The following is a 22,489-nucleotide window of genomic DNA, read 5'->3' on the forward strand; positions in this document are numbered from 1 at the left end:
AATGGCTGTCGGCTTCGTCAAACGCTACCTACAAGTGGTCGATGAGTTCGGCTGGCAGTCGCCACCTTATCCCTCCAGGGCGATCTCGCTCTGGAGGGATCTGGTCGCGGACTGCGAGCGCGGCTATGACTTCGGCCTCGTTGAATACCAGCACGACCTCCGTATCAGGGACCTGCTGCAGTGCGTGCTCGACGACCCGACCATCGCCGAGACGCCGGAACGCGAGTGGTTCTCGGCCGAAGTGGAGGAAATCGACCGCAGATTTCGCGCGTTGCTCTCGGAGGAGCCCGTGACATCGTCGGCTGGCGAGCCTTGGTGGCGCAAGCGGGTTCCCGCGCGCGCCGGCGAGGAATTCTGCGCCGACGCGGAAGACCGCTACGGAATCATTCTCGAATGCGTTGAATGAGTCCGCGTCGGCGCCGACAGCTACTACGCGACCGGCTCCCCCGAAACGTTCAACCAGCTCACCGGAACCTTCAGCACCGCGACCTCGTGACGTAGCACGAGGATCTCCATGAACTTGGACGCGTCGCTACGAGGCAGCAGTGTCAGCCAGCCGACCATGCGGCAGAAGATCATATAGAAAGAGACGGAATGCCACGAGCCTCGTGTGCGGTGCCAAAACGCGGATACTGCTGCTGAGCTGGGCGTTTACAGGGCGGTCAGGCTGCCCTGCGGTACTCGCTGATCAGTCCAGTGACAGTCCTTCGACGGTGGATCCGGGCGGTCATGTCGATCACTTCGCTGGGGTCGTGCATCGGCGGGCGGAGTGAACGGCCCTGATGCTTCCTGCTAGAGGAGCCAGTGTCGCCACGAGCTGTCGGCCCGAGGACGGCAGGCGTGACCACGCCGTGGACATCAATGATCCCCAGCTCGTCGCGAAAGCCAACGCCGGCTGGATAAATTTGGCCAGCGAGCATGGTTTGTTCACGGCCGATCACGAGTTTTTGCTACAGGTGGACTTTGCAGATGAGGGTGCGGTTCCGATTTTGCGCTGGGTAAGAGTTCAACTTCTCGACTCCTGGGACATCATGGGCGCCGGAGCTTCTACTGGAATTATGGGATGGGCGTTCGGACGCCCTGGATTCACTATGATGTCCCTCGACGGAGGGGTGATCTGTGCGGGGACCGTATGGTCTCAGAAAATAGGATCTCTCGTTGTGCCACATCCTGATCGCGTAGAGATCATCCGTGACTATGTCGCGCGGTACGTGGCCAATCCAAACACTCCGGCGTATGAACGCGCTGAGGCCACAGAATGGCTCACTAGGTCATCCCAGCAGTAGAAATTAGAGCCACCGAGAGAAACAACGGCGCGAACGGTTGGCCAGTTTATGGGACGCGGACCTGTCCGTGCCCTATAGGCGTGAGCATGGGCCCATCGGGCCTATACTAAGGAGAAACTAAGCTACTGGACTGGTAACTGGTATAGAAACGTGTGCGTCGACCGATGCGAGCCTCTGATGAAGATATGGGCGTCCTGCTCAACGGACCGATGTATCCATGGAGGTGGAACGCGCGCACGGGAGTCAAGACCGATTATCGCATGTTCTGGAGAGTCGAATAGCCTAGCAATGAAATAAGAGCCCCGATCCCGTGTCATCGCCGGCGCGGGGTCGGGGCGTTTCGTCTATTCAGTCGAAGCGCTATGATGAGACTCCTGAGATAAGATAAGATTAGTTCGGGAAGGAGAGGGGGCGCGCGCCTGAGCATTGTCATGGATTGGTTTGAAACTGCGCGTACCCGAGCACTAGGTCTGAGCGGATGGCGGCTCGGCGTCTTCGCGTACTGTTGCGCCTATCGAGTGCTTCCCCTGGTCGAGGCGCATGCGGACCAAGAGAGCGTAGCGGTGGTCAACGAGGTGTTGCGGCAGCTGAACTCGGGCCAGGGAAACCTCGACCCCGTCTTGGCCAGACGGCTGGAAGGCCAGCTCGCCGCCCTGCCGGAATACGAGGCCGACGACTCCTACGATTCGAGCTATTGGGCAGGCCAGGCTGTGGCAATTGTAGAGTACGCAGTCCGAGCGGCAGTTGCCTCCGAACAGGAAGAGGCGGTGGACGGCCTCATGTCCGTTACCTGCGACCTGCTTTCAGAAGTGGATATTCGCGTGGACCCGGACGTAGAGGACATGGAAGCGGACGAAGGCCCGGTCGTCCGCGCAGAATTGCAGGCACAGCAACAGGCGGCGGCCATATTGAAATCCGAAGATCAGCCGTCCGAGCAATTGGTCGAACGGCTTCTTTCTCTCTCGGAGCCCAATGTGACCGCATTGAGAACAAAGCTGCCGCGCTGGATCGCAATAGAGGCTGGAGATGGTCGGCATGACTTGCCGAACGCGCGGCGCTGACCTCACGGATTGCCGATTGGCTGCCCAGAGGGCCGGAGTCGAAGGCGCGGCGCACGGCTGGGGAGCGTCCGTGTCCGCCTTGGCGGACGTGTTCGACGGGTCGTCGGCCTCGAACTCGAGTGCTCACTTCATGGGCGCGGGGGCGTAGTCGGCGGGTCAGTGCGCGGACCTGCCTGTGTCAGCCCGCAGATCGGTCGGCCGAACAGGTCTTGTCCGGTGCTCAGGCAGTTTCTGAGAAACGCGGGGGGTCTGCGGGGGTTTCAGGGCGATCGAGTCGATCCCCGTCGCGGTCAGCGGGACGTACTGCCCGCGGTTATGTTCGGCGAACTCCGGTCCGCTGCGCTCGGTGAAATCGTAGGCGTGGATGCGGACCAGGAAGAAGTACGGTTTCGAGGACGCTGACCAGAGCCGTCAGGTCAGCCTCACCGGCGAGCTCTTCGCGGATCTCGCGATGTAGCGCCTCTTCCAGGGATGCGTCCTGTGCGTCCACGCCACCGCCGGGCAGGACCCAGTAGGGGTTCTGCCCAGGCTTGATGCGTTTGATGGTCAGCAGGTGGTCGTCTTCGGTGATGGCGATGGCGCGCACCTGGGCTTTGCGTTCGCGCTGGTCCATGCCATCCCTCGTGAATTTCGAGATATGTCTTGACCGGTCCTCCATACGCGACATATCGTGTCGCTCGACCGCAAACGCGATAGTACGCGTTCCCGGAGGTGGAGAGCAATGGAGCAAGAGCGAGTGCCCGTCCTGGTGGTCGGCGGCGGATACGCGGGCCTGAGCACGGCGATGCTCCTCGCGTGGCGTGAAGTCCCCGTCATGCTGGTCGAACGGCATCCGACCACCTCGATCCAGCCCAAAGCCTTCGGCGTCGGCCCACGGGCGGTCGAGCTGCTACGCCCCGTACCCGGCGTCGAAGAGGCACTCACCGACATCTGGGCCGGCATCGGCGACAACATGCGCATCGCGATCGCCAAAGACCTCGCCGACCCCAACCCGAACATGATCATGGGCGATGACCGCGAAGAGACGGCCTTCCTGGCCGGCCTCACCCCCGCCGCCAACGTCGGCGCCCCCCAGGCCGAGATCGAACGCATCCTGCGCATCAAAGCCGAGGAACTGGGCGCCGACCTGCGTTTCTCCACCGAGCTACGCTCGCTGGAGCAGGACGCGGACGGCGTCACGGCGGTGATCCGCACGGGCGGCGAGGACCGCGTCGTACGGGCCGACTACGTCGTGGCCGCCGACGGCTACCGCAGCCCGTTGCGCCGCCTCCTGGGCGTGCCCACCTCGGGCAAGGGCGAGCTGGGCCAGATGTGCTCGATCATGTTCGACGCCGACCTGACCGGGATGGTACGCCAACGCGAGGTCACCCTCTGGTACCTGCAGAACGACGCCTTCACCGGCGTCATCGTGACCGGCACCGGCGTGGGGGCGCACGTGCTCGGGGTCAACTACGACGTCTCGAAGGGCGAGAGCGAGGCCGACTTCACCCAGGAACGCTGTACAGAGCTGGTACGGATCGCGACCGGCCAGCCGGACCTGGACGTCCGGATCCTGGACAAGACGACGTTCGCCATGGCGCACGTGGTCGCCGACACCTACCGAGCCGGAAGGGTGTTCCTCGCCGGCGACGCCGCCCACACCATGCCGCCCACCGGCGGGCAGGGCGGCAGCACCGCGCTCCAGGACGGCTGCGATCTCGCCTGGCGGTTGTGGCTGGTCCTCACAGGCCAAGCCGGGCCCGCCTTCCTCGACACCTACGACGCCGAACGCCGCCCCATCGGCACCCTCACGGCCGACGCCCAACTCGCCAACCTCGGCGTACGCATGCCTCCCGCGACCCGCGTCGGCTACCCGGAGCCCATCGAGGACCCGCTGGGCGCCCTCCTCGGCTACCGGTACCACTCCACGGCAATCCTGGAGGAACCGGGCGACGACGGCTCGATCCTGGAGGACCCGCGCGTGCCCACCGGGCGCCCCGGCAGCCGCGCTCCCCACGTGGTGCTCGACTGGGACGGACAGCACATCTCCACCATCGACTTGTTCGGCTCCGGCTTCGTCCTGCTGGCCGACAAACAGGCAGGCCAGGCCTGGATGGACGCCGGCCGCCTACTCAAGGAACGCCTCGGCATCCAACTCACCCGACTGCTGGTGAACGAGGAACTGCTGGACGTGCAGGGACGGTTCCAGGACCGGTACGGCGTCAGCGGGGGCGGCGCCGTCCTGGTCCGTCCGGACGGATACGTGGCCTGGCGCTCCCCGGACACCGACCCGAACCCGGCGACCACCCTGGAGCGCGTCCTGAGGCAGATCCTCAGCCGCTGAGGGGCCACGTACCGCGATCCCGACGGGAACGAGATCGGGTTCGGCAGCGCTCCGCTATGATCGGCCCCCGGCGGTTGCTGTACTAGCGTGGATCGTGCTCGGCGAGAAAACGTAGGCTCTCCTGCAGTTCCATGGCCGCCGGAGTGGCGCCGGAATTCTCTGCCGACCGCCTCGGTCGTGGTGGCCGATGTTCGTGGCCATGTGGCGACACTGGCCTGTTCTGCTGGGCGGCCTGTTCGGCAATGAGCGCGAGGGCATGCTCCACCCGTTCTTTGCTGGTCGCCATTTCTTGGGCGATTTCCGGCACAGCAAGACCCTGTTGCCTCAGGTCCGCGACTTCCTTCAGCACCGCCTTGGAAATTCTCACGACCGAACCCCTCCTACGTCTTCCCACCTGCGACGTTACGGGGATTCGTCGTGCTCACACAGCTCTCAGGGTGTGTGTGGGTGCGTCCATCTTCCCGGTGTAGGGATCTTGACGGACAATGAAAGAGGGGCTCGGAACCGATCGAGCCCCTCTTTCGGATCATTTCCGGCTAGAAGTCGAATTCTCCCTTGGACATGCCGTCCTTGAAGGCGGCCCACTCGGATGGGGTGAACACGAGGGCGGGGCCGTTGCGGTCTTTGCTGTCTCTTACGGCGACGCGTCCGCCGCTGAGGGGGGCCACTTCGACGCAGCTACCGCCGTTGCCGCCCGATGCTTTGGCCTTGCGCCAGGCGGCGGTCGCCAGTTCCTTGTCAGTCTCCATACCTCTCCATCACCTCGCGAATGATCTTCTCGCTGACGTTCACGGGATGCGCCATGCTGCTCAACGCGTCCCAGCGCACGCCAAGGGCCCGGACCTTGTCGAATCGATTGGTCACCTCTCCCGTCAGGGAGCTCTCCAGGTAGGCGGTGTCGGGTGAGCCGTCCGCCTGCGCGATCTCGAATGCACCCAGCAGGCCGGTGGTCAATCCTGCGGACAAGGGAACGATCCGGACTGTGATGCACGGATGCCGCATCATGGTGAGGATGTGACCGAGCTGCTCCCTCATTACCTCCGCCCCGCCGACCGGCCGGGACAGAACGCTTTCGTCGATCAGGGTCGAATACATGGGTGGCTTCGGCCGATCGAATACGGCCTGACGCTTGAGCCGGACTTTTACGGATTTCTGCGCTTGATCCTTGGTGACGCCCGGCTCGCCGAGGAAAATCTGCTCGGCATACCTTTCAGTCTGGAGGAGTCCTGGGATCAGCGAAGGCTCCGACGTCCGTATGCTGTGAGCTGCGGCTTCAATCCCGGGCCACGGTCTGAACCAGGCGGGACCCAGGTCCGTGTGGATGTCGGGAAGCAGTTCCTTCAGCTCCCCGTTCAGCCCGAGAACCCGCTCGATCTCCTCGGTGAAAGCCTCGGTCGGAGTACGCTTCCCGCGCTCGACGGCCCCTATCTGGCTCTCGCTATAGGTGACCCCGGGAGCGTGGGCAAGGCGTTCCTGCGACAGGCCGTGGCTTGTCCGAAACTTTCGCATCCGTGCGCCATACTCCGCTCGTGCCCGTAGGCCGGGTTCCTGCCCGTTTACCGTCATATCACGCCCTTTCACTTTCTGTCCCCACGCGCCCCTACAGTTCTCCGCACACCTTCACCGGCACTTGGCGGAATTTGGCGGCCCGCTTCCTCGACAGAAAGTAACCGCATGACGCCATGCTGTGCAGTGGCTACAGGGTTTTAGGAACGTGTGGCCCTCAACTGGCAGACGATCTTTGTGCGGTACGAGGTGAGTTTCATGCAGGCAGACATGGCGGTACCCCGGCAACTCCTGCGCACCACGCTGCGCCTGAACGAGCACACGCCCCACCGCGCCCGGCTCGTCGTCAGGTCGTGGCTGGGGCCGGGACATCCCGTGGTGGACGACACCGAGTTGATCGCCTCGGAGCTCGTGACCAACGCGGTCAAACACGCTCTCCAAGGCCCCGGCCGCGATTGGGTGCGGCTGCGCCTCGACGAGGACCCGGCTCACGTCCGCCTGGTCGTCACCGATGCCGGCAACCCGATGTCGGCACCGAGATGCCTCCCGCTCCCGACCGACTGGGATGCCTGGGCCGGACAGCTTGGAGGCCTGGGTATCGCCACCATCGCGAAAATGTGCGAGGGAGTGTGGGGCACGTACCTTACGCGCCATGAGACGCGCGTGGTCTGGTGCTACGTGCCCATTCGGCGGTCAGGCGTCGCGGCGGCGGAACGCCAGCCCCCCGGCCAGTAATGCCGCCGCAGCCCAGGCGGCCAGTACGGCCAGGCCCGCCCACGGGCTCAGCGGGAGGGTGGATAGGCCGGTCGTGGCCTGGATGGCGAGGCCGGCGTTCATGGGGGAGATGCTCCACATGAGCCGCTGCCAGTCCGGGTCCGGAGTCAGCAGGACGATGATCGGGAACAGGTAGAGCAGGCCGAGCACCGCCCCGATGGCCGCCGCCGAGTCCCGAACGGTCGTGGCGATGCCCAGGCTGAGCAGGGCGATCAGGGCGAGGTAGAGGATCGAGCCGATGGCCGCTCGGAGCGTCGGGCCGTCGGTCAGGGACAGCGGTGGGTACCCGCGTGCGGGGAGGATCAGGCCGCCGGCCAGCACGGACGCGAGGACCGCGACAGTACCTCCCGCCAGTGTCAGGCCGGTGAGGAGGGTCGCCTTGGCGGTCAGTACGGTGGCGCGGCGCGGCATCGCGGTCAGGGTGGTGCGGATCATGCCGGTGCCGTACTCGCCGGAGATCAGCTGTACGGCCAGCATGGCGACGAACGCCTGGCCAAGCTGGACACCGGTGAGGCTGAGCTTGACCGCGTCCTGGGTGCAGCGGCCCCACGGGCACGTCACGGAGGCGGTCAGGGCGATGCCCGCGGCCACGGTGAGGGTGATGAGGGCGAGGAGCAGCCGGCCCGCGCCTGGCACGGTGCGGAGCTTGGTCCATTCCGCACGCAGTTCCCGCCTCATGGTTCCCTCCGGTCAGGCGCGATGCCAATGCCTGGTGCGTCGCCGTTCATGCGTCCCTCCTGCGTAGCTTGAGGACGGCCAGGCCGAGGGCGAGAGCGGCGTACCCGAACATCACCGCGAGGCCCGCCCACGGCGGCAGCGGGAAGTACCCGTCACTCGGCGCGTAATAGCTCAGCACCTGCGGGTATTCCGGGATGCTCTGCTTGATGGCCAGGCCGGCGGCCGGGGTCAGCCGCAGCAGCCACTGCGACACGCTGTCGGGTATCGGGGTGGCGGTCGCGAGGACGTACGGGAGGATGATCAACGCGATGGCGGCCACGACGGCTGCGGTGGCGCGCCGGAACAGGGTGCCGAGGGCGAGGGCCAGTACGGCGGCCAGCGCGAACACCGCCCCCACCCCGGCGATCACCCGGAGTTCGGTGAGCAGGGACGCCGGGAGGAGGTGGAAGCCGTTGGCGCTGAGCATCCGCGTGCCGACCGGGACCGTTACGGCGGCGGCGGCCAGCCCCGCGGCGAAGGCCATCGCGCCGATCACGAGGGCCTTCGCCGCCAGCGCGCGACCTCGCCGCGGGCTGGCCAGCAGGGTGGTACGGATCAGCCCCCGCCGGTACTCCACCGTGATGAACAGCACCGCCACCACCATCACCACGACCAGCCCGGTCGGCACGCCTGGGAGGGTGTCCTCGATGGCCATGCCGTCTACGGACGGCGCGATGTCGCCGGTGCCGGTCACGGTGAACGAGCCGCCGGACTTGACCAGGCCGTTCGGGCGATGGTAGCGCTCCCAGTCGGTTTGTCCCGGGAGGTCGCCCACGTCGTCGCGGCTCCACGTGCCGCTGGACCCCCGGAGGGTGACCTGGTCGAAGACGGCGGTGGTCTGGGTGAAGCGCTTCTGCTCGATGTTCCCGCCGACGTCGCCCTGCTTCACGGTCAGGTCGCCGGGCGAGTTGACGAACAGCCCGACGCGTACCGTGTCCGGCAACACCAGCCGCGCCGTGCCGACCTTGGTCCACTGCCGGCCGTCGGCCGACTCGTAGCCGGTGAGCTCCTGGCCGGTGCGGGTCAGGCGCAGCCAGCGCGGGGTGCTGCCCGGGCGGCCAGGGATGTCGTGGGTGAAGTCGTGCTGCATCCGCACCCCGTTGGCGCCGGTGACCATCAGCGCCGCGTACGACGAGCCCGGCCGCGTGCCGTCCTTGACGATGATCCCGGCCTTCGCCCACGGCACCAGCCCGGGGACGATCTTGTCGTGGTCGGGTGGTGGGTAGGTGATGATGCCGGTCATGGAGGTCAGCCGGACCGTGATGCTGCCGTCGCCGGTCAGCGGCTGGTGGACGAAGTAGAACCGGTCCTCCACGGCTTCGCCGCCCGGCCCTACCGGGGGCACGGGGCAGGGGACCTCGATCGGGCCGTTGCTGCAGGACGAGTGGCTGCCCACCGCGAAGATCATCCCGGTCAGCACGGTGGCCAGGGCCGCGGCCACGAGGGTGATCACCCAGCCGCGTACGGTGCGGAACTTGGTCCATTCGGCGCGAACGAGACGAAGGACGCCGCTGGAGGCCGTCACTGCGTCACCTCCCGCCCGGCGCGGAACTCGACCGCGTCCCGGGTGAGCGTCATGTACGCCTCTTCGAGCGTCGCCCGATGCGCCGCCACCTCCGAGAACGGCACCGCCTGAGCCCCGAGCACCCCCACGATCTCCTCCGCCGCCAGCCCGGACACCCGCAACGTGTCCTGTCCGAGGAACTCCACGGAGGCTCCCGCCTCCTCCAGGAGAGTCGCCGCCGCAGGCCCGGCAGTAGTCCGCAGCGTCACCCGGTCACCGGACACCGCCGAAAGGAGCGCCGCGACGCTGGTGTCCGCGATGACCCGGCCGCGTCCGACGACCACCAGCTGGGTGGCGGTGTCCTGCAGTTCGCTCATCAGGTGGCTGGACACCAGCACGGCCCGCCCCTGCCCGGCCAGCCCGGCCAGCAGCTCGCGCATCCACACGATCCCCTCGGGATCCAGCCCGTTGAACGGCTCGTCCAGCAGGAGCACCGGCGGATCACCGAGCAGCGCCGCGGCGATCCCGAGCCGCTGACGCATGCCCAGCGAATACCCGCCCGCCCGGCGCCGCGCCACCCCGCTCAGGCCGGTCAGTTCGAGGACCTCGTCGACCCGCGCGGCGCCCAGGCCCTGCGAGTGGGCCAGCCACAGCAGATGGTTGCGGGCGGTGCGGCCGGGCTGCAGCGCGGCCGCGTCCAGCAGCGCGCCGACGTGGCGCAGCGGGTCGCTCAGGCTCCGGTACGGCCGCCCGCCCACCAGCGCCCGCCCCTTGTCGGCGGCGTCCAGGCCGAGGACCACCCGCATCGTGGTGGACTTGCCCGCGCCGTTGGGGCCGACGAACCCGGTGACCTGCCCCGGCTGCACCGTGAACGACATCCCGTCCAGGGCCAGGGTCGGCCCGAAGCGTTTGCGCAGGCCGATGACTTCTATGGTTGCTCGCATGAGTCCGAGTTGTACGGCCACGCCCCTAACACGGGCCGAACGGAGGCTGTCATACCGCTGTTAGGCCAGGCAGGGCATCCTGGAGACCGGCTAAGGGAACGAGAGAGGACCGATGAGGAAGCTGCGAGTGCTCACGGTACGACTGCGCTTCACCGCCCTGTACGGTGTCCTGTTCCTCCTGTCGGCCGTCGGCCTGCTGGGCGTCACCTACTTCGTGGCCAGCGGTCCGTCGAACACCAGCCAGGCCGCACCCATGGGGAACCAGTCGTCCGCGCTCGCGGCCGCCAACGAGCAGATCGAGCTGCTCCAGGCCGAGCTGACGCGGGCGGAGGCGGACCAGTCGCGGCAGCTCCTGCTCGGCTCGGCGATCGCGCTCGGTGTCATGGCCGTGGTGTCGGTGGTGCTGGGCCGTTTCGTCGCGGGCCGGGTGTTGCGCCCGTTGCGTACGATCACCGCCGCCACCCGCCACATCTCCGCCGACAACCTGCACGAACGGCTGGCCGTACCGGGTCCCGCCGACGAGGTGAAGGACCTGGCCGACACCATCGACGGGCTGCTGGAACGCCTGGAGGGCTCGTTCGCCGCGCAACGCCGGTTCGTGGCCGACGCCTCCCACGAGTTGCGTACGCCGCTGGCGACCATGCGGGCGTCGCTGGACGTGGCCGTGGCCAAGCCGGAGCCCGTACCGGAGCAGACGGTCTCGCTGGCCGGTCGGCTGCGTACCGAGTTGGACCAGGTCGATCGGTTGCTGGAAGGCTTCCTCATGCTCGCCCGCGCGCAGCACGGCGCGATGGTCGACCGGGCGGCGATCTCGCTCGGCCGGGTGGTGTCCGCAGCGCTGGACGCCAGGGCCGCCGACCTCGCGAGCATGGGCCTGACCGTGCACTCCGACGTTCATGAGGGCGCCTGGACGCGGGGGAGCCGGACGTTGTTGTCCCGCATGGTGGACAACGTGATCGACAACGCGATCCGCCACAACCACGATGGCGGCTGGATCCGGGTCGCGGCCACGGCCGCGGACGCGACGGCGTCGCTCGTCGTGGAGACGGGTGGGGACGTGCTGGATCAGGAGCAGGTGGCGCGGCTGGCGCAGCCGTTCCAGCGGCTCGGCGTGGATCGTACCGGCTCCGACGACGGGTCGGGGCTGGGGCTGTCGATCGTCGCGGCCATCGCCACCGCCCACGGCGGCGCCCTGGACCTCCGGGCCCGCCCGGGAGGCGGCCTCCGGGTCGCCGTCGCACTGCCCCTGGCGGGTGTTGGGGCATGAGGGTGCTCGTCGTGGAGGACGCGCGTTCCCTCGCCGCCGTGCTGGCCGAGGGCCTGCGCGATCAGGGCATGGCGGTGGACCTGGCGTACGACGGCCTGGAGGCGGCGGCCAAGCTCGATGTCAACGCCTACGACGTGGTCGTGCTCGATCGCGACCTGCCGGGCATCCACGGCGACACCCTCTGCCGGCTGATCGCCGAACGCGACGACCGCGTCATGGTCCTGATGCTGACCGCGGCCGGCGCACCCGGCGACCGGGTCAGCGGCCTGGCCCTGGGCGCCGACGACTACCTCGCCAAGCCCTTCCACTTCCCCGAACTGGTGCTGCGCATCCGCTCCCTGGCCCGCCGCCAGCCCTCAGCCCGCCCCCGCACCCTGCGCGCGGCCGGCATCGAACTCGACCCGGTACGCCGCACCGCCACCCGCGACGGCCGCCACCTGGACCTGTCTGTCAAGGAGTTCGCCCTCCTGGAAGCCCTCCTGCGCGCCATCCCGGCCTTCCTCAGCACCGAGGACCTGCTCGAACAGGTCTGGGACGAACACGCCGACCCCCTCACCAACACCGTCACCGTGACCATCGGCCGCCTGCGCCGCAAACTCGGCGACCCCCCGATCATCACCACCACCCCCGGCGTCGGCTACCGCATCACCTGATCAGCGGTGCCCACGGAACGTGGCCCAGCACACCCGCGCGCTGCCTAGGGACTTCCCTAGGCCGCTTCCCCGATGCCAACGCTCGGCTGCAGGTCTACCGTGCGAGTTGGAGCGGTACTCGGAGGTGGCCCGTGTCAGAGCAGCAGCAAGGCCAGCCCTTGGCCGTACGCCTTGCCGAAAGCGTCGCCGGGAGCATCCTGTTCGGTATCCTCTCCACGATGTGGGCAAGAAGCCCCATCGGTACCGTCCTGATCGTCGGTAGCACCGCTTTTCTTATCTGGGTGTTGTCAGACAAGGTTCCGAATACGCCCGCAGGCTGGGCGATCCTTGCTGCGGCGGGTGTCGTATTCAATCTGTTTGGCTATGGATTGAGTGTTATTTTCTGATGAGTGATGGCGGTCAACGAGGCGCTGATCGGCTTCCGATGATCGGTTTGCGCCAGTACGTGAGGAAGCGCAACAACCACTCCACCGGCCCGTACCGGTGCTCCTTCAGCCACCAACGGCTGTAAAGGACCTGGGCCACGAAGATGCCGAGCGCGATCACTACCTCCAGCGGCGGGCTCACCCGATCGACGAGCGCCAGCCCGTACCCGGTGAAGATCAGCGCGCAGATCAGCGACTGCGCCAGGTAGTTCGACAGCGCCATCCGGCCCGGCGCCGTCAGCGCCCGGCCGAGTCGCGGCAGGTACGGCAGCACCCGCAAGAACGTAGCCGCGTAGGCGGCCGCCAGCAGCGGAGCCGTCACCAGGTCCACCGCCTCGCCCCAGAACTTGTGCACCGCCCCGTTCCAGGCCGACTGCGTGTAGAAGAACGCGCCCGCCAACCCGACCGTGAACCCCGTCCACTGCAACCTCCGCAACGTGTCCGTGTACGCGGACAGGTCGCGCAGGGCGCCCAGCTTGCCGACCGCCAGCCCGATCAGGCACGCGGCCAGCACGGCGGGCCCTTGGAAGAGGACGCGGGCCACGATGACCAGCGACAACTTCCGCAGGTGCTCGGTGACGATCTGCCAGAAGGCCCCGACCAGGGCCGAGTCCGACCTGGTGGCCTCCGCAGCGCTGTCGGCCAGTCTGCCCGACACGTCCAGCCCGGCCGTGGCCAGCACCGCCAGCAGCACGAACCCCAACGCCAGCAGCACGGTCAGGGCCACGGCCAGCAGCACCGCCGTCCTCGGCGTGATCTTCCGGAAGATCAGCAGGGCCAGCCCCACGGCCGCGTACGTCGTCAGGATGTCCCCGGGGAACAGCAGCACGGCATGCGCCAGCCCGAGCAGGAACAACCCGGCCAGTCGCCGCAGGAACATCGGCGCGAACCGCCGCCCCTGCCGCACGGCCGAGTCGACCTGGAGCGTGAAGCTGTAGCCGAACAGGAAGGAGAACAGCAGGTAGAACTTGTTCTCCACGAACATCGTCACAACCCACCGCACGCCCCAGTCCAGCGGCGAGTCGAACGCGGGCTCCGCCATCCCGGCCATCCGGTAGCCGGAGGCCAGGAAGGCGATGTTCACGACGAGGATGCCCAGCAGCGAGAAGCCGCGTAAGGCGTCGACAGAAGCGATTCTCGCAGCCGCGAGTCGTGCGTCTGGCGGGGCGGGATGTGTCTCCTGTGTCCTCATATCGGAGAACATCATCCCGCAGAAGCTGAGGGTTTCCTGTGAATTTAGCTAATTTGCGCGATATAGATGAACCGCTCGACGATCACCGCCAGGGCCACCACGAAAGCCGGCACCGCCAGGAACAACAGGCGTTTGCGGGCCTTCCGCGCCCGGTTCGGGCCGTTCAGCCGGATGATCTCGTAGCCGAACAGCGCGACCCAGGTCACCCCCAGCGCGCCGATGCCCACCGGCGTCCAGGGCGAGGTGGGGTCGCCGCGCCCCTTGTACGGGTTCGGCTCGGGGATCTCCGTGCCCCTGACGAACTTCTTCCAGGTGTAGAGCGCCGCGTCGTCGCTGGAGAACACCCGTTTCAGATCCGGCGAGGCGTCCAGCGCCGCGCGGAACCTCGTACCCCAGTCCTCCGGATAACCCTCGTTGAGCTGCAGGTAGCTCACCTGGCCGCGGCTCACCATCAGGTACGAGTTACGCGGCTCCCCCTTCAGCTTGGCGACGGCGTCCGCGATCTGCGTCGGATCCTTGTGCACGAGGGCCTGCACCCCGAAGTTGACCAGTTCGACGTCCCGCTCGCCCCACGGCATGGTCGGCGTGACCTCGGGTCCCACCTTGGGCACCAGGTAGAGCACCTTGGCGCTCGGCTTGTCGTGGTCGTAGATGTAGTGCATGGCGGCCACCTCGCCGGTGGTGACCCGTTCGAACTTCTCGTTGCCGTACCTGGCCAGCAGGAACGCCATCGCGAACACGACCGCGAAGCACGCCGCGAGCACGACCGAGATCTTCCTGGTCAGCTCGGGGTTGAAGCGCACGTTCCGCTTGCGCAGCGGCACGGTCTCCTCGCGCACGTCCGCGCTGTCGGCCGGCAGGTTGGGGAAGAACGCGAACGCGGCCAGCAGGCACGCGCCCGGCAGCGCGAACATGTAGATCCGCAACCCGATCTCGCCGCCGTAGCTCTGCAACCCCAGCGCCAGCACCGGCACGCACAGCAGGATCAGCGCCGACCGGTCGAACACCCCGCGCCGCAACCGCCGGAACAGCCCGGTGGCCGCCAGGCTGAGGATCACTACCAGGATGCCCAGCCGCGCCTGCAGCACCATCGCGTGCGCGGGGTCGCTGCCCTCGATCCGGTCGCCGGTGTTGCTGCGCAGGTTCTGCAGGATGTTGCCCAGCCCGCCGAAGATCGCGTCGATCTGGCTGGACCAGAAGCCCACGGTCATGTAGCTGATCCAGGCCAGCACCAGCAGCCCGAGGAAGAACGGCAACGCCCACGTCAGCGTGGTCCGCTTGAAGATCAGGAACGCGGTGACGACGCCGAGCATCATGAACGGCGTGATCTGGTGCGAGGCCACCGACGCGAAGAACAACGCCAGCAGCATCATCAGCATGAGCAGCTTGTCGGCCCGGAACGTCCCGGTGTTGGCCAGCTCGCCCGGCGTCATCGCGTCCAGCCTGCCGAGCAGCTTGCGCAGCCCCTTGGGCGGGATCGGCTTGGTACGCGGCTCCACCCGCCCGAACCATCGCAGCAGGATCGCGACAAAAGCCAGATACAACGCGAACGTAAAGCCCTGCGGCGAGAAGTAGTCCTGCCCGATCCACTGCACCAGCACGAACAGCAGCGCCGCGAACCACCGCGCCCGCGTGGTCGCCACGACCTGGCGCAGGATCAGCACGAACGGCAGCAGGTAGAGCAGGTTGGACAGGAGCGGCGTCCACTGCAGGATCGTCGTCATGTCGCTGATCCCGGCGGCCTTCGTCACGAAGGCGAACAACGCGAAGAACCCGGGCCACCCCATGCGGGCGTCGATGTTGATCGCCGTCTCACCGGTCCTGCCGATGAACTCCACAAAACCCGCATGAATGTACGCCGTGGGGAACCGCGGCTCGCTCGCCACGAGCGCCCCCGCACCGTGCAGCGCGAACGTGATGGCCGCGATCTGGAACAGCAGGAGGAACTTACGGTCCGTGCTCTGGGCGACCGTGACGAAGAACGACACGATCATGATCAGGATGGCCACGAACGCGGTCGTCGGGAGCGCCGAGATCAGCCCCAGGCCGTCGATGTCGTTGGGATCCACGCCGCGCAGCGGCCCCGGGGCCACTTTGATGGCCAGGATGTACATGAGCAGGCCCTCGAGGACCAGCAACACGGGCAACCACTTGGGCGCACTCGCAATCAACGCCCCAACCCGGCCTCCGGCGGCCTGCGGCCTGGCAGACGCCTGCTGCGGCGCAAGCCCCGGGGCTTGTTGAGGGGTGCCGCCTGAGCTCTGCTGAGGCGCGCCAACCGGAGCTTGTCGCGGCGCGAGCGAGGGAGCAGTGGCAGGCGCGCCCGTGGGCGATGTGGCCTTGGATGCGACCGCACCCGGCTTCCCGCCATCGGCCTTCTGCGCGGCGACCTGCCGCGACCCACTGGCCGGTTGCGGCCCACTCGCTGGTTGCGGCCCGCCAGCAGGTTGCGCACCGCCAGCAGGTTGCGCGCCGCCAGCCGGTTGCGGCCGACCGGCGGGCTGCGCGCCGCTCTTTGGTTGCGGCCGCGCACCCGGCTGAGGCCTGCCGGACGGCCGCGCCCCGCCCGACGCCTGGCCCCCAACGGACGCCTGGCCCCCAACGGACGCCTGGCCCCCAACGGGCGGCTGGCCTGTGCCGGACGGCTGGGCGCCGCTGGACGGTTGTGGTCGCGTGCCCGGCCGCTGCACGGGCGTGGGCACGGTCCCGCCGGTCGAGGTGGGATCCGACCCCTCGTCCACGGCAGGCGGATGCCCGATGTGTACGGACCCAGCCAGCCGGAAGGCCGTCGTCGTGTCCGCGTTGGGCTCGCCGCCCTCCTCCGAAGCACCGTCCGAAGTCCCCTTCGAGCCGGCCTCCGATGCACCCTTCGAGGCATCGTCCGAAGCACCCTTCGAAGTGCCCTCAGCCGAGCCGGAGTCCTCCGGCTCGGGAGGGGATTCGAACGTCAGCCTCGGGATGACCCCGGTAGCGTCCGGATCGAAGGGCACGTCTGACTCCTCCTTGTCCCCGCGCACATCCGAGGAGCCGGTGATCCCCGTTGTCATGCCATCGTCGTCCCGTTGCCTCACGTTGACCATCATGAAGCCCCGGACGACCCCTGGGTGACAGTCGGTCTACCGGTTTCGCCAAAGTTGAGAATCTTGCGTAGATTTCCGAAGATCAAAAGTGCCACGAGTAGCTCGCTGAAGAGCAACCCGAACCCCACCGCGTTCACCCCGGCGAACGGGAACAGCACCACGGTGGAGACCAGCACCAGCACCGCCAGCCCGATCTGCACGACCGCCAGCGTGCGCGCCTTGCTCTGTGCCCGCAGCGCGCTCAGGTAGACCTCGATCAGCACCCGCGGCAGCACGGCCAGCGCCATCAGCCGCAACAACAACGTGCCTTCCGCGGCGAAGTCGGACCCGAAGATGGTCAGGATCAGCGGCGCCCCGAGGATGGCCACCGTGATGATCGGCGTGACGATCATGAAGGCTCGCCGCAGCGCCCGCTTGCTGTTCTCGGCCAGGCGGGCACGGTCGAAGGAACCCTCGACGGTGAGCGACACCGCCATGTTCATGGCCAGCAGCTCGATCATGCTGGCCAGGGTGTGCGCCATCGAGAAGCGCCCGAACGTGGCCTCGCCCACCTGCGTGGCGATCACCACGGGCACGAGATAGACGATCGCCAGGATCGACAAGGTCCCGGGGAAGTCACCGGCCAGGAACCTGCCGATTTCGCGCAGCCGTGGCGGCTCGGCCTCGGCGTCGGCCTGTTTGACGTGCCTGGGCACCACTACGCCGAAGATCAGCCAGTTCACCGGGATCAGCGCCAGCGCGGTCGGGATGACCCAGGAGACGAAGATCCCGCCGGTGGGCAGCGCGCCCGCCAGGGCGACCAGCAACCCCATCTTGACCACGCCGAAGACGAGGTTGTTCAGGGGTACGAAGGTGGCCTTGCGCAGCCCGGTCAGCACCACGTCCTGCAGCGTGAACACGGCCCACACCACCACGGACGCCAGGAAGAACAGCCCCGGCCCGAACCCGGCCAGCACCGAGTACGTCTGACCCCACAGCGGTAATGTCAGCAGGAAGCCGACGGCGGCGACTCCGCCCGTGGCGGCGGCCAGGCCGTACCCGCGCAGGATCAGCTCGGGCGTGCGGCGGCCCGCCACCGGCAGGTAGCGGGCGAGCGCGCCCACGAAGCCCAGCGCGGTCAGCGACGCGAACAGCCGCATCGCCGTGATCACCGCCTGCCCGCGGCCGAACTCCTCGGGCGTGTAGTAGTGGGCCGCCAGCAGCCAGTAGCCCATGCCGAGCACGCCGGTGATGACGGTGTTCGCCATGAGCGAGTAGCCCTGGCGGAACAGCGGGTTGCGGAGGTCGACGAGGATCTTCCCCCAGATCCTAGACATTTCTGCGCACCCGCTGCAGCCCGTACCTCGTCCTGCGCACGACCGCGTACCCCTTGGTGAGGATGCGCTCGCGCAGGTAGATGAGCGGTACGGCGTTGCCTTCTACGGCGCGCTTGAACATGTTGACGGTCGTGCCCTTGCCGACCGTCAACCGGGGGATGGCGAGCATGTCGTGGCGGTCGGCGGCGATGGTGTTGCTCACGGCACAAGCCGCGAAATATCCGGCCTTGCGCACTTCGCGGCGCACGCGGGCGCTGGAGTAGCCATAGGGGTAGGCCATGGTGGCGACCGGCGCGCCGATCTTCTCCTCCAGCAGGCCCTTGTTCTTGCGCAGCTCCTGCCGCAGCTCCTCGATGCGGAGCTGGTCGAGCTGGGGGTGGCTGTGGCTGTGGCCGCCGATCTCGATGCCGGTCTGCGCGGCCTCGCGGGCCTGGCCCCAGGACAACATGTCGTCCAGCGGCCTGCCCGCCGCGTCCTTGCCCGCGTCGGACACCCAGCCGCTGGTCAGGAAGACCGTGGCGGGGAAGTTGTAGCGTTCGAGCAGCGGCAGCGCGTGGCTGTGGAAGTCGGCGTAGCCGTCGTCGAACGTCACCACGATCGGCTTGTCGGGCACCGAGCGCCCGTTGTTCTTGTTCAGCGAGGCCACCAGGTCACCCAGCGTGAGCGGGGTGAAACCGCTCTCCGACAGGTACGCGAGCTGCTCGGCCAGGTCGGAGGGCCGGACGGAATGCGGCCTGGTCTCCTCGGTCGGGTTGTCGGTGACCGAGTGGTACATCAGGATCGGGACCCGGATCATGAGCGTGCCGCCTTCAGCCGTACGGAACCCACCACATAACCCCAGGTCGTCCAGGTCAGCCCGATCACGATCGCGGCGGCCCGGCCGAGCCCGCCCAGGTCGCCCCGCAGAGACTCGCCGACACCCCGGAGCGCGCCGAGCGGCAGCGTCTTGAGCGCGTGCGCCCGCTCGCTGGCCAGCCCGTCCTGGGTGCCGACCTCCTGCGTCACCAGGGCCTTCGACAGCCCCTCCGCGTAGCACCTGGACCTGAAGTAGGCGAACCGCTCGCGCTGCCTGGACACCTTGTGCCCGATCATCGCGCGCGGCTCGAACAGCATGACCGAGCCCGGCTTGCGCTGGCTCAGCCTGATGCAGAACTCGGTCTCCTCGCACCCCAGCGGGCGCGACTTGCGTCCCTGCACGCTGCGCCCGATGCCGCTGTGGAACCCGCCGACCTCGGACACGACATCACGCAGGAAGGCGGCGTTGCCGCCCATCACGTTGCGGATCGGCGCCCTGACCGCGGGCATGCCGCGGTAGGTGCACCCGACCGTCCAGTCGAACTCGTACGGGAACCACCGAGGGCGCCGCGAAGACGCCCACAACGGCTCGGTACGACCCCCCACGCCCACCACACCGGATTCCTGGAAGCCCTCCTCCAAAGCCTCCAGCCACCCGGCATCGGCGACCGCGTCGTCGTCCAAGAACGCGACGATCTCACCGTTGGCCGTGGCCACGCCGGTGTTCTTGCCCCCGGAGAGCCCCTGCTCGTGCGTGTTCTCCACCACAATGGCCTGTGGATATGCGTGCTTGAGCTTGAGGTGCAGGTCCGGGTTGTGGTCGACCACCAGGATCAGCTCGTGTGCCGGGCGTGTCTGGTTCTCGACCGACTCGACTGCCTGCCTGATGTCCTCCCACCGCTCGTCGGTGTAGACGCAGATGACAACAGACGTGTTCACAACGGTCCTTTTTTTATGCGACGCCTCGGTCAGCGGCGGGAGTGGCTGTCGGCTCAGGCTGCGGAGGAGAGGGCTGGCGACGCCACTCCTTCAGGATGGTCTTGAGCACGCGGAAGCCATCTCGTACGGCGCGCAGGTTGCTCTCGCCGTGAATGCGGTTGCGTTCGTGACTCGGCACCTCGTGCACCTTCAGCCCGGCCTTGGCCGCGCGCACGTTCATCAGGGTCTCCACCTCGAAGCCGTCGCAGTCGAGGTCGAGCACGTCGAGGTGACGGGCCCAGAAGGCGTTGTAGCCGTAGCAGAGGTCGGTGTACTGGGTGCGGTACATCACGTTGACGATCCCGGTCAGCACCTTGTTGCCGAGGCGCCGGTTGAGCGTCAGGTCGTCGCTGCCGCCGCCGGGGGCGTACCGCGTGCCCTTGACGAAGTCGGCGCCCGTCACCAGCGCGCCCACGAACGAGATGATCTCGTGGCCGTCGGTCGAGCCGTCGGCGTCGATCATCACGATGATGTCGCTGGTGCACGCGGCGAAACCGGCGGCCAGGGCGTCGCCCTTGCCCTTGCCGGTCTGCGTGACGATCTTCACGTTGGGCCGCAGCCGCTTGGCCACGGCCACCGTGTCGTCCACGGAGTTGCCGTCGACGAGCACGATCTCGTCGATCCACTGCGGCAGCGTGGCGAACACGTGGGGCAGGTTCTCGGCCTCGTTCATCGCCGGCACCACCACGCTCACCGTGGGGGAAATGGCCAGGTGCGGCGTGACGGGCGTGAAGCTCGAAGGCGGCGGCATCGACCGCAGGGGCGCGCCTGGGAGCTTGCCGTTGTGCTTGGTTATCTCGGGACTCATGGCGAGGGAAATCCTTCCGGGACCCCGCCCTGCTGCGGTCCGGACGGAGCCACTCCCGGGTGCTGCGGGAATGGCGAAGCCGGTGAACGGTGCATTGAAGGGTCCTGTGCTGTGAGGGTGGTGTGCCGGGACTCGGGAGCGCTCAGCCTGCTCCCGTTGGTTCTTTCGCTACTGCGTTGGGTGACTCCTGCTGTTGCACTGAAGTGCGCACCCGACCGAAGCCCTTGAGGACACGGTCAGCCGCTCTATAGAGAGACGGCCGATCCATGACAATTGTTCGGGCTTTGTTGAAAGGAGTTCGGCCCATCCAGTGGACCGCCGCCGTCGCGGACGGTCTCGAGATGCGGCCTTCGGCAACGTACAGGACCCCGCTCTTGAGCCAGTCTTTGTACTCCTTGCCGCCCTTGCCCATGTCGACCATGTGCAGCCCGTCATGCGCGGCGGCCTCGGCCATCTGCAGGTGATGGACGATGCCCGGCGAATAGCGGGCGAACTCGGTGTCGTAGGCGGGGAACCACCCTACAAGCGTGGTGGCCGTGCGGAGGCCGAAATGCCCGGCCACCGGCACGTCCCCGGCATAAAGCATGGTGAGCACGCCCGCGAAGTCCGATGACTTTTCGGCATGCATCATGTCCGTCAATTCGACGATCCACGGCTGGGCGAACCTGTCCACCCGGCCAGTTCTTCGATACTGGTCGGACTTCCAGTTGAGCAGCGTGCGCAGCACCTCGGGGTCGGCCGACGCCCACTCCAAGCGCAGCCCGCCCTGCTCCCTGCCGAGCTTGCGCTCCTTGTAGCGCACCGTCTTGAGGTTCTTCGGCGAGTTGGCCTTGACCTGCTCGATCCAGGCCTCGAATCCGGCGGTGAAGTCCATCACCGGCGCCGGGCGCACGTCCGTCTCGTAAGGGGCGAACGTCGGCTGCCCCGCCACCAGGTGATCGAAGTCGAACACGCTGAGCTTGCACGCCCGCAGCAGGGCCTTCGCGTCGAGCTTCAGATCCGGAATCGAGATTAAACCGTGACACGTAGTGAGGAAGCCGCCGAGCGGTTTGCCGATGCCGAAGCTGTGCCGCTCGTACGGGAAGAATCCCGTGATGCCGCTCCCGTCGGAGATGACCGCCACCCTCACGTAGTCGCGCAAGCGGTCCATTGCCACGGCGAACTCGACCGACAGGAACGGGTTGTCCAGACTCGGGTCGGCCTTCTGCAGCTCCCGCCACCGGGCCCGCTCGGAGCCTCCGAGCTCTCCCGGCCGAACTACCTGGATGTTCACCTTGCCCTGGCCCCCTGTTCGGTCTGCATGCTCTTCCCCCGGTACAACACGCGAAGCACGTACATGAACCCTCCGAGCACGGCGACCGTCGCCACACCCGCCCGGGGCGACCACGCGCCGAAGAGCAGCATCGCCTGGGCGAGGAGCACGTTCAGCACGAGACTTGCCGCGGCTCCTACTGATAGTGCGGCAAGGGGATCACGATCACGCAACAGTCCCACCACTGCTGCCCCTGGGACCACCAGAAGGAACAGAGAGATCAAGAACGGGCGCAGCGGCGTCTCTATGTCGAACAACGCGACCGCCGCTCCCGCTATGCAGGCGAGCGCCAGCAACCATGCCAGCGCTCTGCGGTGCTTGAGCATCTCCTGTTTCTCTCCTGCTCTTCCTGGTAAAAGCGCGATTGATCGCAGTTCATGGGACCAATCCCGCCTGGACACGTCAATGCCGACGCTTGGCGGCGCGCTCCGGTTTACCGGTAGGCAGAGATTTCTCGTGTGAGTTCCAACACACGGTCAAGTGGTCTCCGGCCCCGATGCGGCCCCCAAGCACACCAGAATGCCCTATGTGGCCTAGTCTCTTCGAGC

Annotated in this window: 23 protein-coding genes; 7 read left to right on the forward strand and 16 right to left on the reverse strand. The window is 67.3% G+C overall.

All coding sequences use genetic code 11. The features are described from left to right. Position 1 precedes the first annotated feature (1 nt). The gene (locus ACFLIM_RS24640) at positions 2-406 is read left to right on the forward strand and encodes a hypothetical protein (RefSeq protein WP_393169195.1); all 405 of its coding nucleotides are present in this window, start codon (positions 2-4) and stop codon (positions 404-406) included. A 23-nt stretch (positions 407-429) separates the two neighbouring features. On the opposite strand, the gene ACFLIM_RS24645 is transcribed toward ACFLIM_RS24640, so the two are convergent. Then, positions 430-579 (reverse strand): hypothetical protein, encoded by a 150-nt coding sequence (locus ACFLIM_RS24645; RefSeq protein ID WP_393169197.1) that lies wholly within the window; start codon positions 577-579, stop codon positions 430-432. Between the two features lie 1,270 nt (positions 580-1,849). On the opposite strand from ACFLIM_RS24645, the gene ACFLIM_RS24650 reads away from it, so the two are divergent. After that, positions 1,850-2,347 carry a hypothetical protein gene (locus ACFLIM_RS24650; RefSeq protein ID WP_393169199.1) on the forward strand — a complete coding sequence of 166 codons (498 nt, stop codon included), beginning with the start codon at positions 1,850-1,852 and terminating at the stop codon, positions 2,345-2,347. A 313-nt stretch (positions 2,348-2,660) separates the two neighbouring features. On the opposite strand, the gene ACFLIM_RS24655 is transcribed toward ACFLIM_RS24650, so the two are convergent. Beyond that, the gene (locus tag ACFLIM_RS24655; protein ID WP_393169201.1) at positions 2,661-2,960 is read right to left on the reverse strand and encodes an NUDIX domain-containing protein; all 300 of its coding nucleotides are present in this window, start codon (positions 2,958-2,960) and stop codon (positions 2,661-2,663) included. Positions 2,961-3,068: 108 nt separating this feature from the next. Here ACFLIM_RS24655 and ACFLIM_RS24660 point away from each other — a divergent pair, with 108 nt between their 5' ends. Further along, positions 3,069-4,670: an FAD-dependent monooxygenase gene (locus tag ACFLIM_RS24660; protein WP_393169203.1), complete on the forward strand. Its 1,602-nt coding sequence runs from the start codon at positions 3,069-3,071 to the stop codon at positions 4,668-4,670. A gap of 82 nt (positions 4,671-4,752) precedes the next feature. Here the strand turns inward: ACFLIM_RS24660 and ACFLIM_RS24665 are convergent, their stop codons facing one another. The 3 genes from ACFLIM_RS24665 to ACFLIM_RS24675 form a co-directional block, all read right to left on the reverse strand. After that, positions 4,753-5,037 carry a hypothetical protein gene (locus tag ACFLIM_RS24665; protein WP_393169205.1) on the reverse strand — a complete coding sequence of 95 codons (285 nt, stop codon included), beginning with the start codon at positions 5,035-5,037 and terminating at the stop codon, positions 4,753-4,755. A gap of 169 nt (positions 5,038-5,206) precedes the next feature. Continuing rightward, on the reverse strand, positions 5,207-5,419 hold the full coding sequence (locus ACFLIM_RS24670; RefSeq protein WP_393169207.1) for a DUF397 domain-containing protein: 213 nt from the start codon (positions 5,417-5,419) through the stop codon (positions 5,207-5,209). Then, the gene (locus ACFLIM_RS24675) at positions 5,409-6,236 is read right to left on the reverse strand and encodes a helix-turn-helix domain-containing protein (RefSeq protein ID WP_393169433.1); all 828 of its coding nucleotides are present in this window, start codon (positions 6,234-6,236) and stop codon (positions 5,409-5,411) included. Before ACFLIM_RS24675 ends, ACFLIM_RS24670 begins: the two co-directional genes overlap by 11 nt. A gap of 198 nt (positions 6,237-6,434) precedes the next feature. Here ACFLIM_RS24675 and ACFLIM_RS24680 point away from each other — a divergent pair, with 198 nt between their 5' ends. Next, on the forward strand, positions 6,435-6,911 hold the full coding sequence (locus ACFLIM_RS24680; protein WP_393169209.1) for an ATP-binding protein: 477 nt from the start codon (positions 6,435-6,437) through the stop codon (positions 6,909-6,911). On the opposite strand, the gene ACFLIM_RS24685 is transcribed toward ACFLIM_RS24680, so the two are convergent. Genes ACFLIM_RS24685 through ACFLIM_RS24695 form a run of 3 tightly spaced genes read right to left on the reverse strand, consistent with a single transcriptional unit; the run spans position 6,870 to position 10,115 of the window. Then, a complete protein-coding gene (locus ACFLIM_RS24685) occupies positions 6,870-7,628 on the reverse strand; it encodes an ABC transporter permease subunit (protein WP_393169211.1) in 759 nt (252 codons plus the stop codon). The two genes, ACFLIM_RS24680 and ACFLIM_RS24685, sit on opposite strands and share 42 nt — an antisense overlap. Positions 7,629-7,674: 46 nt before the next feature. Further along, positions 7,675-9,192 (reverse strand): hypothetical protein, encoded by a 1,518-nt coding sequence (locus ACFLIM_RS24690; protein WP_393169213.1) that lies wholly within the window; start codon positions 9,190-9,192, stop codon positions 7,675-7,677. After that, a complete protein-coding gene (locus ACFLIM_RS24695; protein ID WP_393169215.1) occupies positions 9,189-10,115 on the reverse strand; it encodes an ABC transporter ATP-binding protein in 927 nt (308 codons plus the stop codon). The genes ACFLIM_RS24690 and ACFLIM_RS24695 overlap by 4 nt, the downstream gene beginning before the upstream one ends. A 112-nt stretch (positions 10,116-10,227) precedes the next feature. On the opposite strand from ACFLIM_RS24695, the gene ACFLIM_RS24700 reads away from it, so the two are divergent. The 3 genes from ACFLIM_RS24700 to ACFLIM_RS24710 all read left to right on the forward strand — a co-directional run bounded on the left by ACFLIM_RS24700 (position 10,228) and on the right by ACFLIM_RS24710 (position 12,421). Then, complete coding sequence (locus ACFLIM_RS24700; RefSeq protein WP_393169216.1) at positions 10,228-11,382, forward strand: sensor histidine kinase; 1,155 nt, start codon at positions 10,228-10,230, stop codon at positions 11,380-11,382. Then, complete coding sequence (locus ACFLIM_RS24705) at positions 11,379-12,035, forward strand: response regulator transcription factor (protein WP_393169218.1); 657 nt, start codon at positions 11,379-11,381, stop codon at positions 12,033-12,035. The genes ACFLIM_RS24700 and ACFLIM_RS24705 overlap by 4 nt, the downstream gene beginning before the upstream one ends. Before the next feature lie 131 nt (positions 12,036-12,166). Then, entirely contained in the window at positions 12,167-12,421 is a 255-nt protein-coding gene (locus ACFLIM_RS24710; protein ID WP_393169220.1) for a hypothetical protein, read from the forward strand. Between the two features lie 13 nt (positions 12,422-12,434). Here ACFLIM_RS24710 and ACFLIM_RS24715 read toward each other — a convergent pair whose 3' ends face one another. The 8 genes from ACFLIM_RS24715 to ACFLIM_RS24750 form a co-directional block, all read right to left on the reverse strand. Next, a complete protein-coding gene (locus tag ACFLIM_RS24715; protein ID WP_393169222.1) occupies positions 12,435-13,652 on the reverse strand; it encodes a DUF418 domain-containing protein in 1,218 nt (405 codons plus the stop codon). Between the two features lie 44 nt (positions 13,653-13,696). Continuing rightward, the gene (locus ACFLIM_RS24720) at positions 13,697-15,793 is read right to left on the reverse strand and encodes a hypothetical protein (RefSeq protein WP_393169224.1); all 2,097 of its coding nucleotides are present in this window, start codon (positions 15,791-15,793) and stop codon (positions 13,697-13,699) included. A gap of 938 nt (positions 15,794-16,731) precedes the next feature. Beyond that, the gene (locus ACFLIM_RS24725) at positions 16,732-18,048 is read right to left on the reverse strand and encodes a lipopolysaccharide biosynthesis protein (protein WP_393169226.1); all 1,317 of its coding nucleotides are present in this window, start codon (positions 18,046-18,048) and stop codon (positions 16,732-16,734) included. Continuing rightward, complete coding sequence (locus tag ACFLIM_RS24730; protein WP_393169228.1) at positions 18,041-18,844, reverse strand: polysaccharide deacetylase family protein; 804 nt, start codon at positions 18,842-18,844, stop codon at positions 18,041-18,043. Before ACFLIM_RS24730 ends, ACFLIM_RS24725 begins: the two co-directional genes overlap by 8 nt. Further along, positions 18,841-19,782: a glycosyltransferase family 2 protein gene (locus ACFLIM_RS24735; protein ID WP_393169230.1), complete on the reverse strand. Its 942-nt coding sequence runs from the start codon at positions 19,780-19,782 to the stop codon at positions 18,841-18,843. Before ACFLIM_RS24735 ends, ACFLIM_RS24730 begins: the two co-directional genes overlap by 4 nt. Before the next feature lie 13 nt (positions 19,783-19,795). Next, positions 19,796-20,629, reverse strand: a complete 834-nt coding sequence (locus ACFLIM_RS24740; RefSeq protein WP_393169232.1) for a glycosyltransferase family 2 protein — start codon at positions 20,627-20,629, stop codon at positions 19,796-19,798. 142 nt (positions 20,630-20,771) lie between these two features. After that, complete coding sequence (locus ACFLIM_RS24745; RefSeq protein ID WP_393169234.1) at positions 20,772-21,779, reverse strand: GNAT family N-acetyltransferase; 1,008 nt, start codon at positions 21,777-21,779, stop codon at positions 20,772-20,774. Positions 21,780-21,898: 119 nt separating this feature from the next. Next, positions 21,899-22,267 (reverse strand): hypothetical protein, encoded by a 369-nt coding sequence (locus ACFLIM_RS24750; RefSeq protein ID WP_393169236.1) that lies wholly within the window; start codon positions 22,265-22,267, stop codon positions 21,899-21,901. Positions 22,268-22,489 lie beyond the last annotated feature (222 nt).

Source organism: Nonomuraea marmarensis, assembly GCF_043197025.1.
In the GTDB taxonomy this organism is placed as follows: domain Bacteria; phylum Actinomycetota; class Actinomycetes; order Streptosporangiales; family Streptosporangiaceae; genus Nonomuraea; species Nonomuraea marmarensis.

Excerpts from the sequence above, each read along its gene's own strand:
- ACFLIM_RS24640 (WP_393169195.1), top strand. The coding sequence starts at position 2 with ATGGCTGTCGGCTTCGTCAAACGCTACCTACAAGTGGTCGATGAGTTC.
- ACFLIM_RS24645 (WP_393169197.1), bottom strand. The coding sequence starts at position 579 with ATGATCTTCTGCCGCATGGTCGGCTGGCTGACACTGCTGCCTCGTAGC.
- ACFLIM_RS24655 (WP_393169201.1), bottom strand. The coding sequence starts at position 2,960 with ATGGACCAGCGCGAACGCAAAGCCCAGGTGCGCGCCATCGCCATCACC.
- ACFLIM_RS24660 (WP_393169203.1), top strand. The coding sequence starts at position 3,069 with ATGGAGCAAGAGCGAGTGCCCGTCCTGGTGGTCGGCGGCGGATACGCG.
- ACFLIM_RS24670 (WP_393169207.1), bottom strand. The coding sequence starts at position 5,419 with ATGGAGACTGACAAGGAACTGGCGACCGCCGCCTGGCGCAAGGCCAAA.
- ACFLIM_RS24675 (WP_393169433.1), bottom strand. The coding sequence starts at position 6,236 with ATGACGGTAAACGGGCAGGAACCCGGCCTACGGGCACGAGCGGAGTAT.
- ACFLIM_RS24680 (WP_393169209.1), top strand. The coding sequence starts at position 6,435 with ATGCAGGCAGACATGGCGGTACCCCGGCAACTCCTGCGCACCACGCTG.
- ACFLIM_RS24685 (WP_393169211.1), bottom strand. The coding sequence starts at position 7,628 with ATGAGGCGGGAACTGCGTGCGGAATGGACCAAGCTCCGCACCGTGCCA.
- ACFLIM_RS24695 (WP_393169215.1), bottom strand. The coding sequence starts at position 10,115 with ATGCGAGCAACCATAGAAGTCATCGGCCTGCGCAAACGCTTCGGGCCG.
- ACFLIM_RS24700 (WP_393169216.1), top strand. The coding sequence starts at position 10,228 with ATGAGGAAGCTGCGAGTGCTCACGGTACGACTGCGCTTCACCGCCCTG.
- ACFLIM_RS24705 (WP_393169218.1), top strand. The coding sequence starts at position 11,379 with ATGAGGGTGCTCGTCGTGGAGGACGCGCGTTCCCTCGCCGCCGTGCTG.
- ACFLIM_RS24715 (WP_393169222.1), bottom strand. The coding sequence starts at position 13,652 with ATGAGGACACAGGAGACACATCCCGCCCCGCCAGACGCACGACTCGCG.
- ACFLIM_RS24725 (WP_393169226.1), bottom strand. The coding sequence starts at position 18,048 with ATGTCTAGGATCTGGGGGAAGATCCTCGTCGACCTCCGCAACCCGCTG.
- ACFLIM_RS24730 (WP_393169228.1), bottom strand. The coding sequence starts at position 18,844 with ATGATCCGGGTCCCGATCCTGATGTACCACTCGGTCACCGACAACCCG.
- ACFLIM_RS24740 (WP_393169232.1), bottom strand. The coding sequence starts at position 20,629 with ATGAGTCCCGAGATAACCAAGCACAACGGCAAGCTCCCAGGCGCGCCC.
- ACFLIM_RS24745 (WP_393169234.1), bottom strand. The coding sequence starts at position 21,779 with ATGGACCGCTTGCGCGACTACGTGAGGGTGGCGGTCATCTCCGACGGG.
- ACFLIM_RS24750 (WP_393169236.1), bottom strand. The coding sequence starts at position 22,267 with ATGCTCAAGCACCGCAGAGCGCTGGCATGGTTGCTGGCGCTCGCCTGC.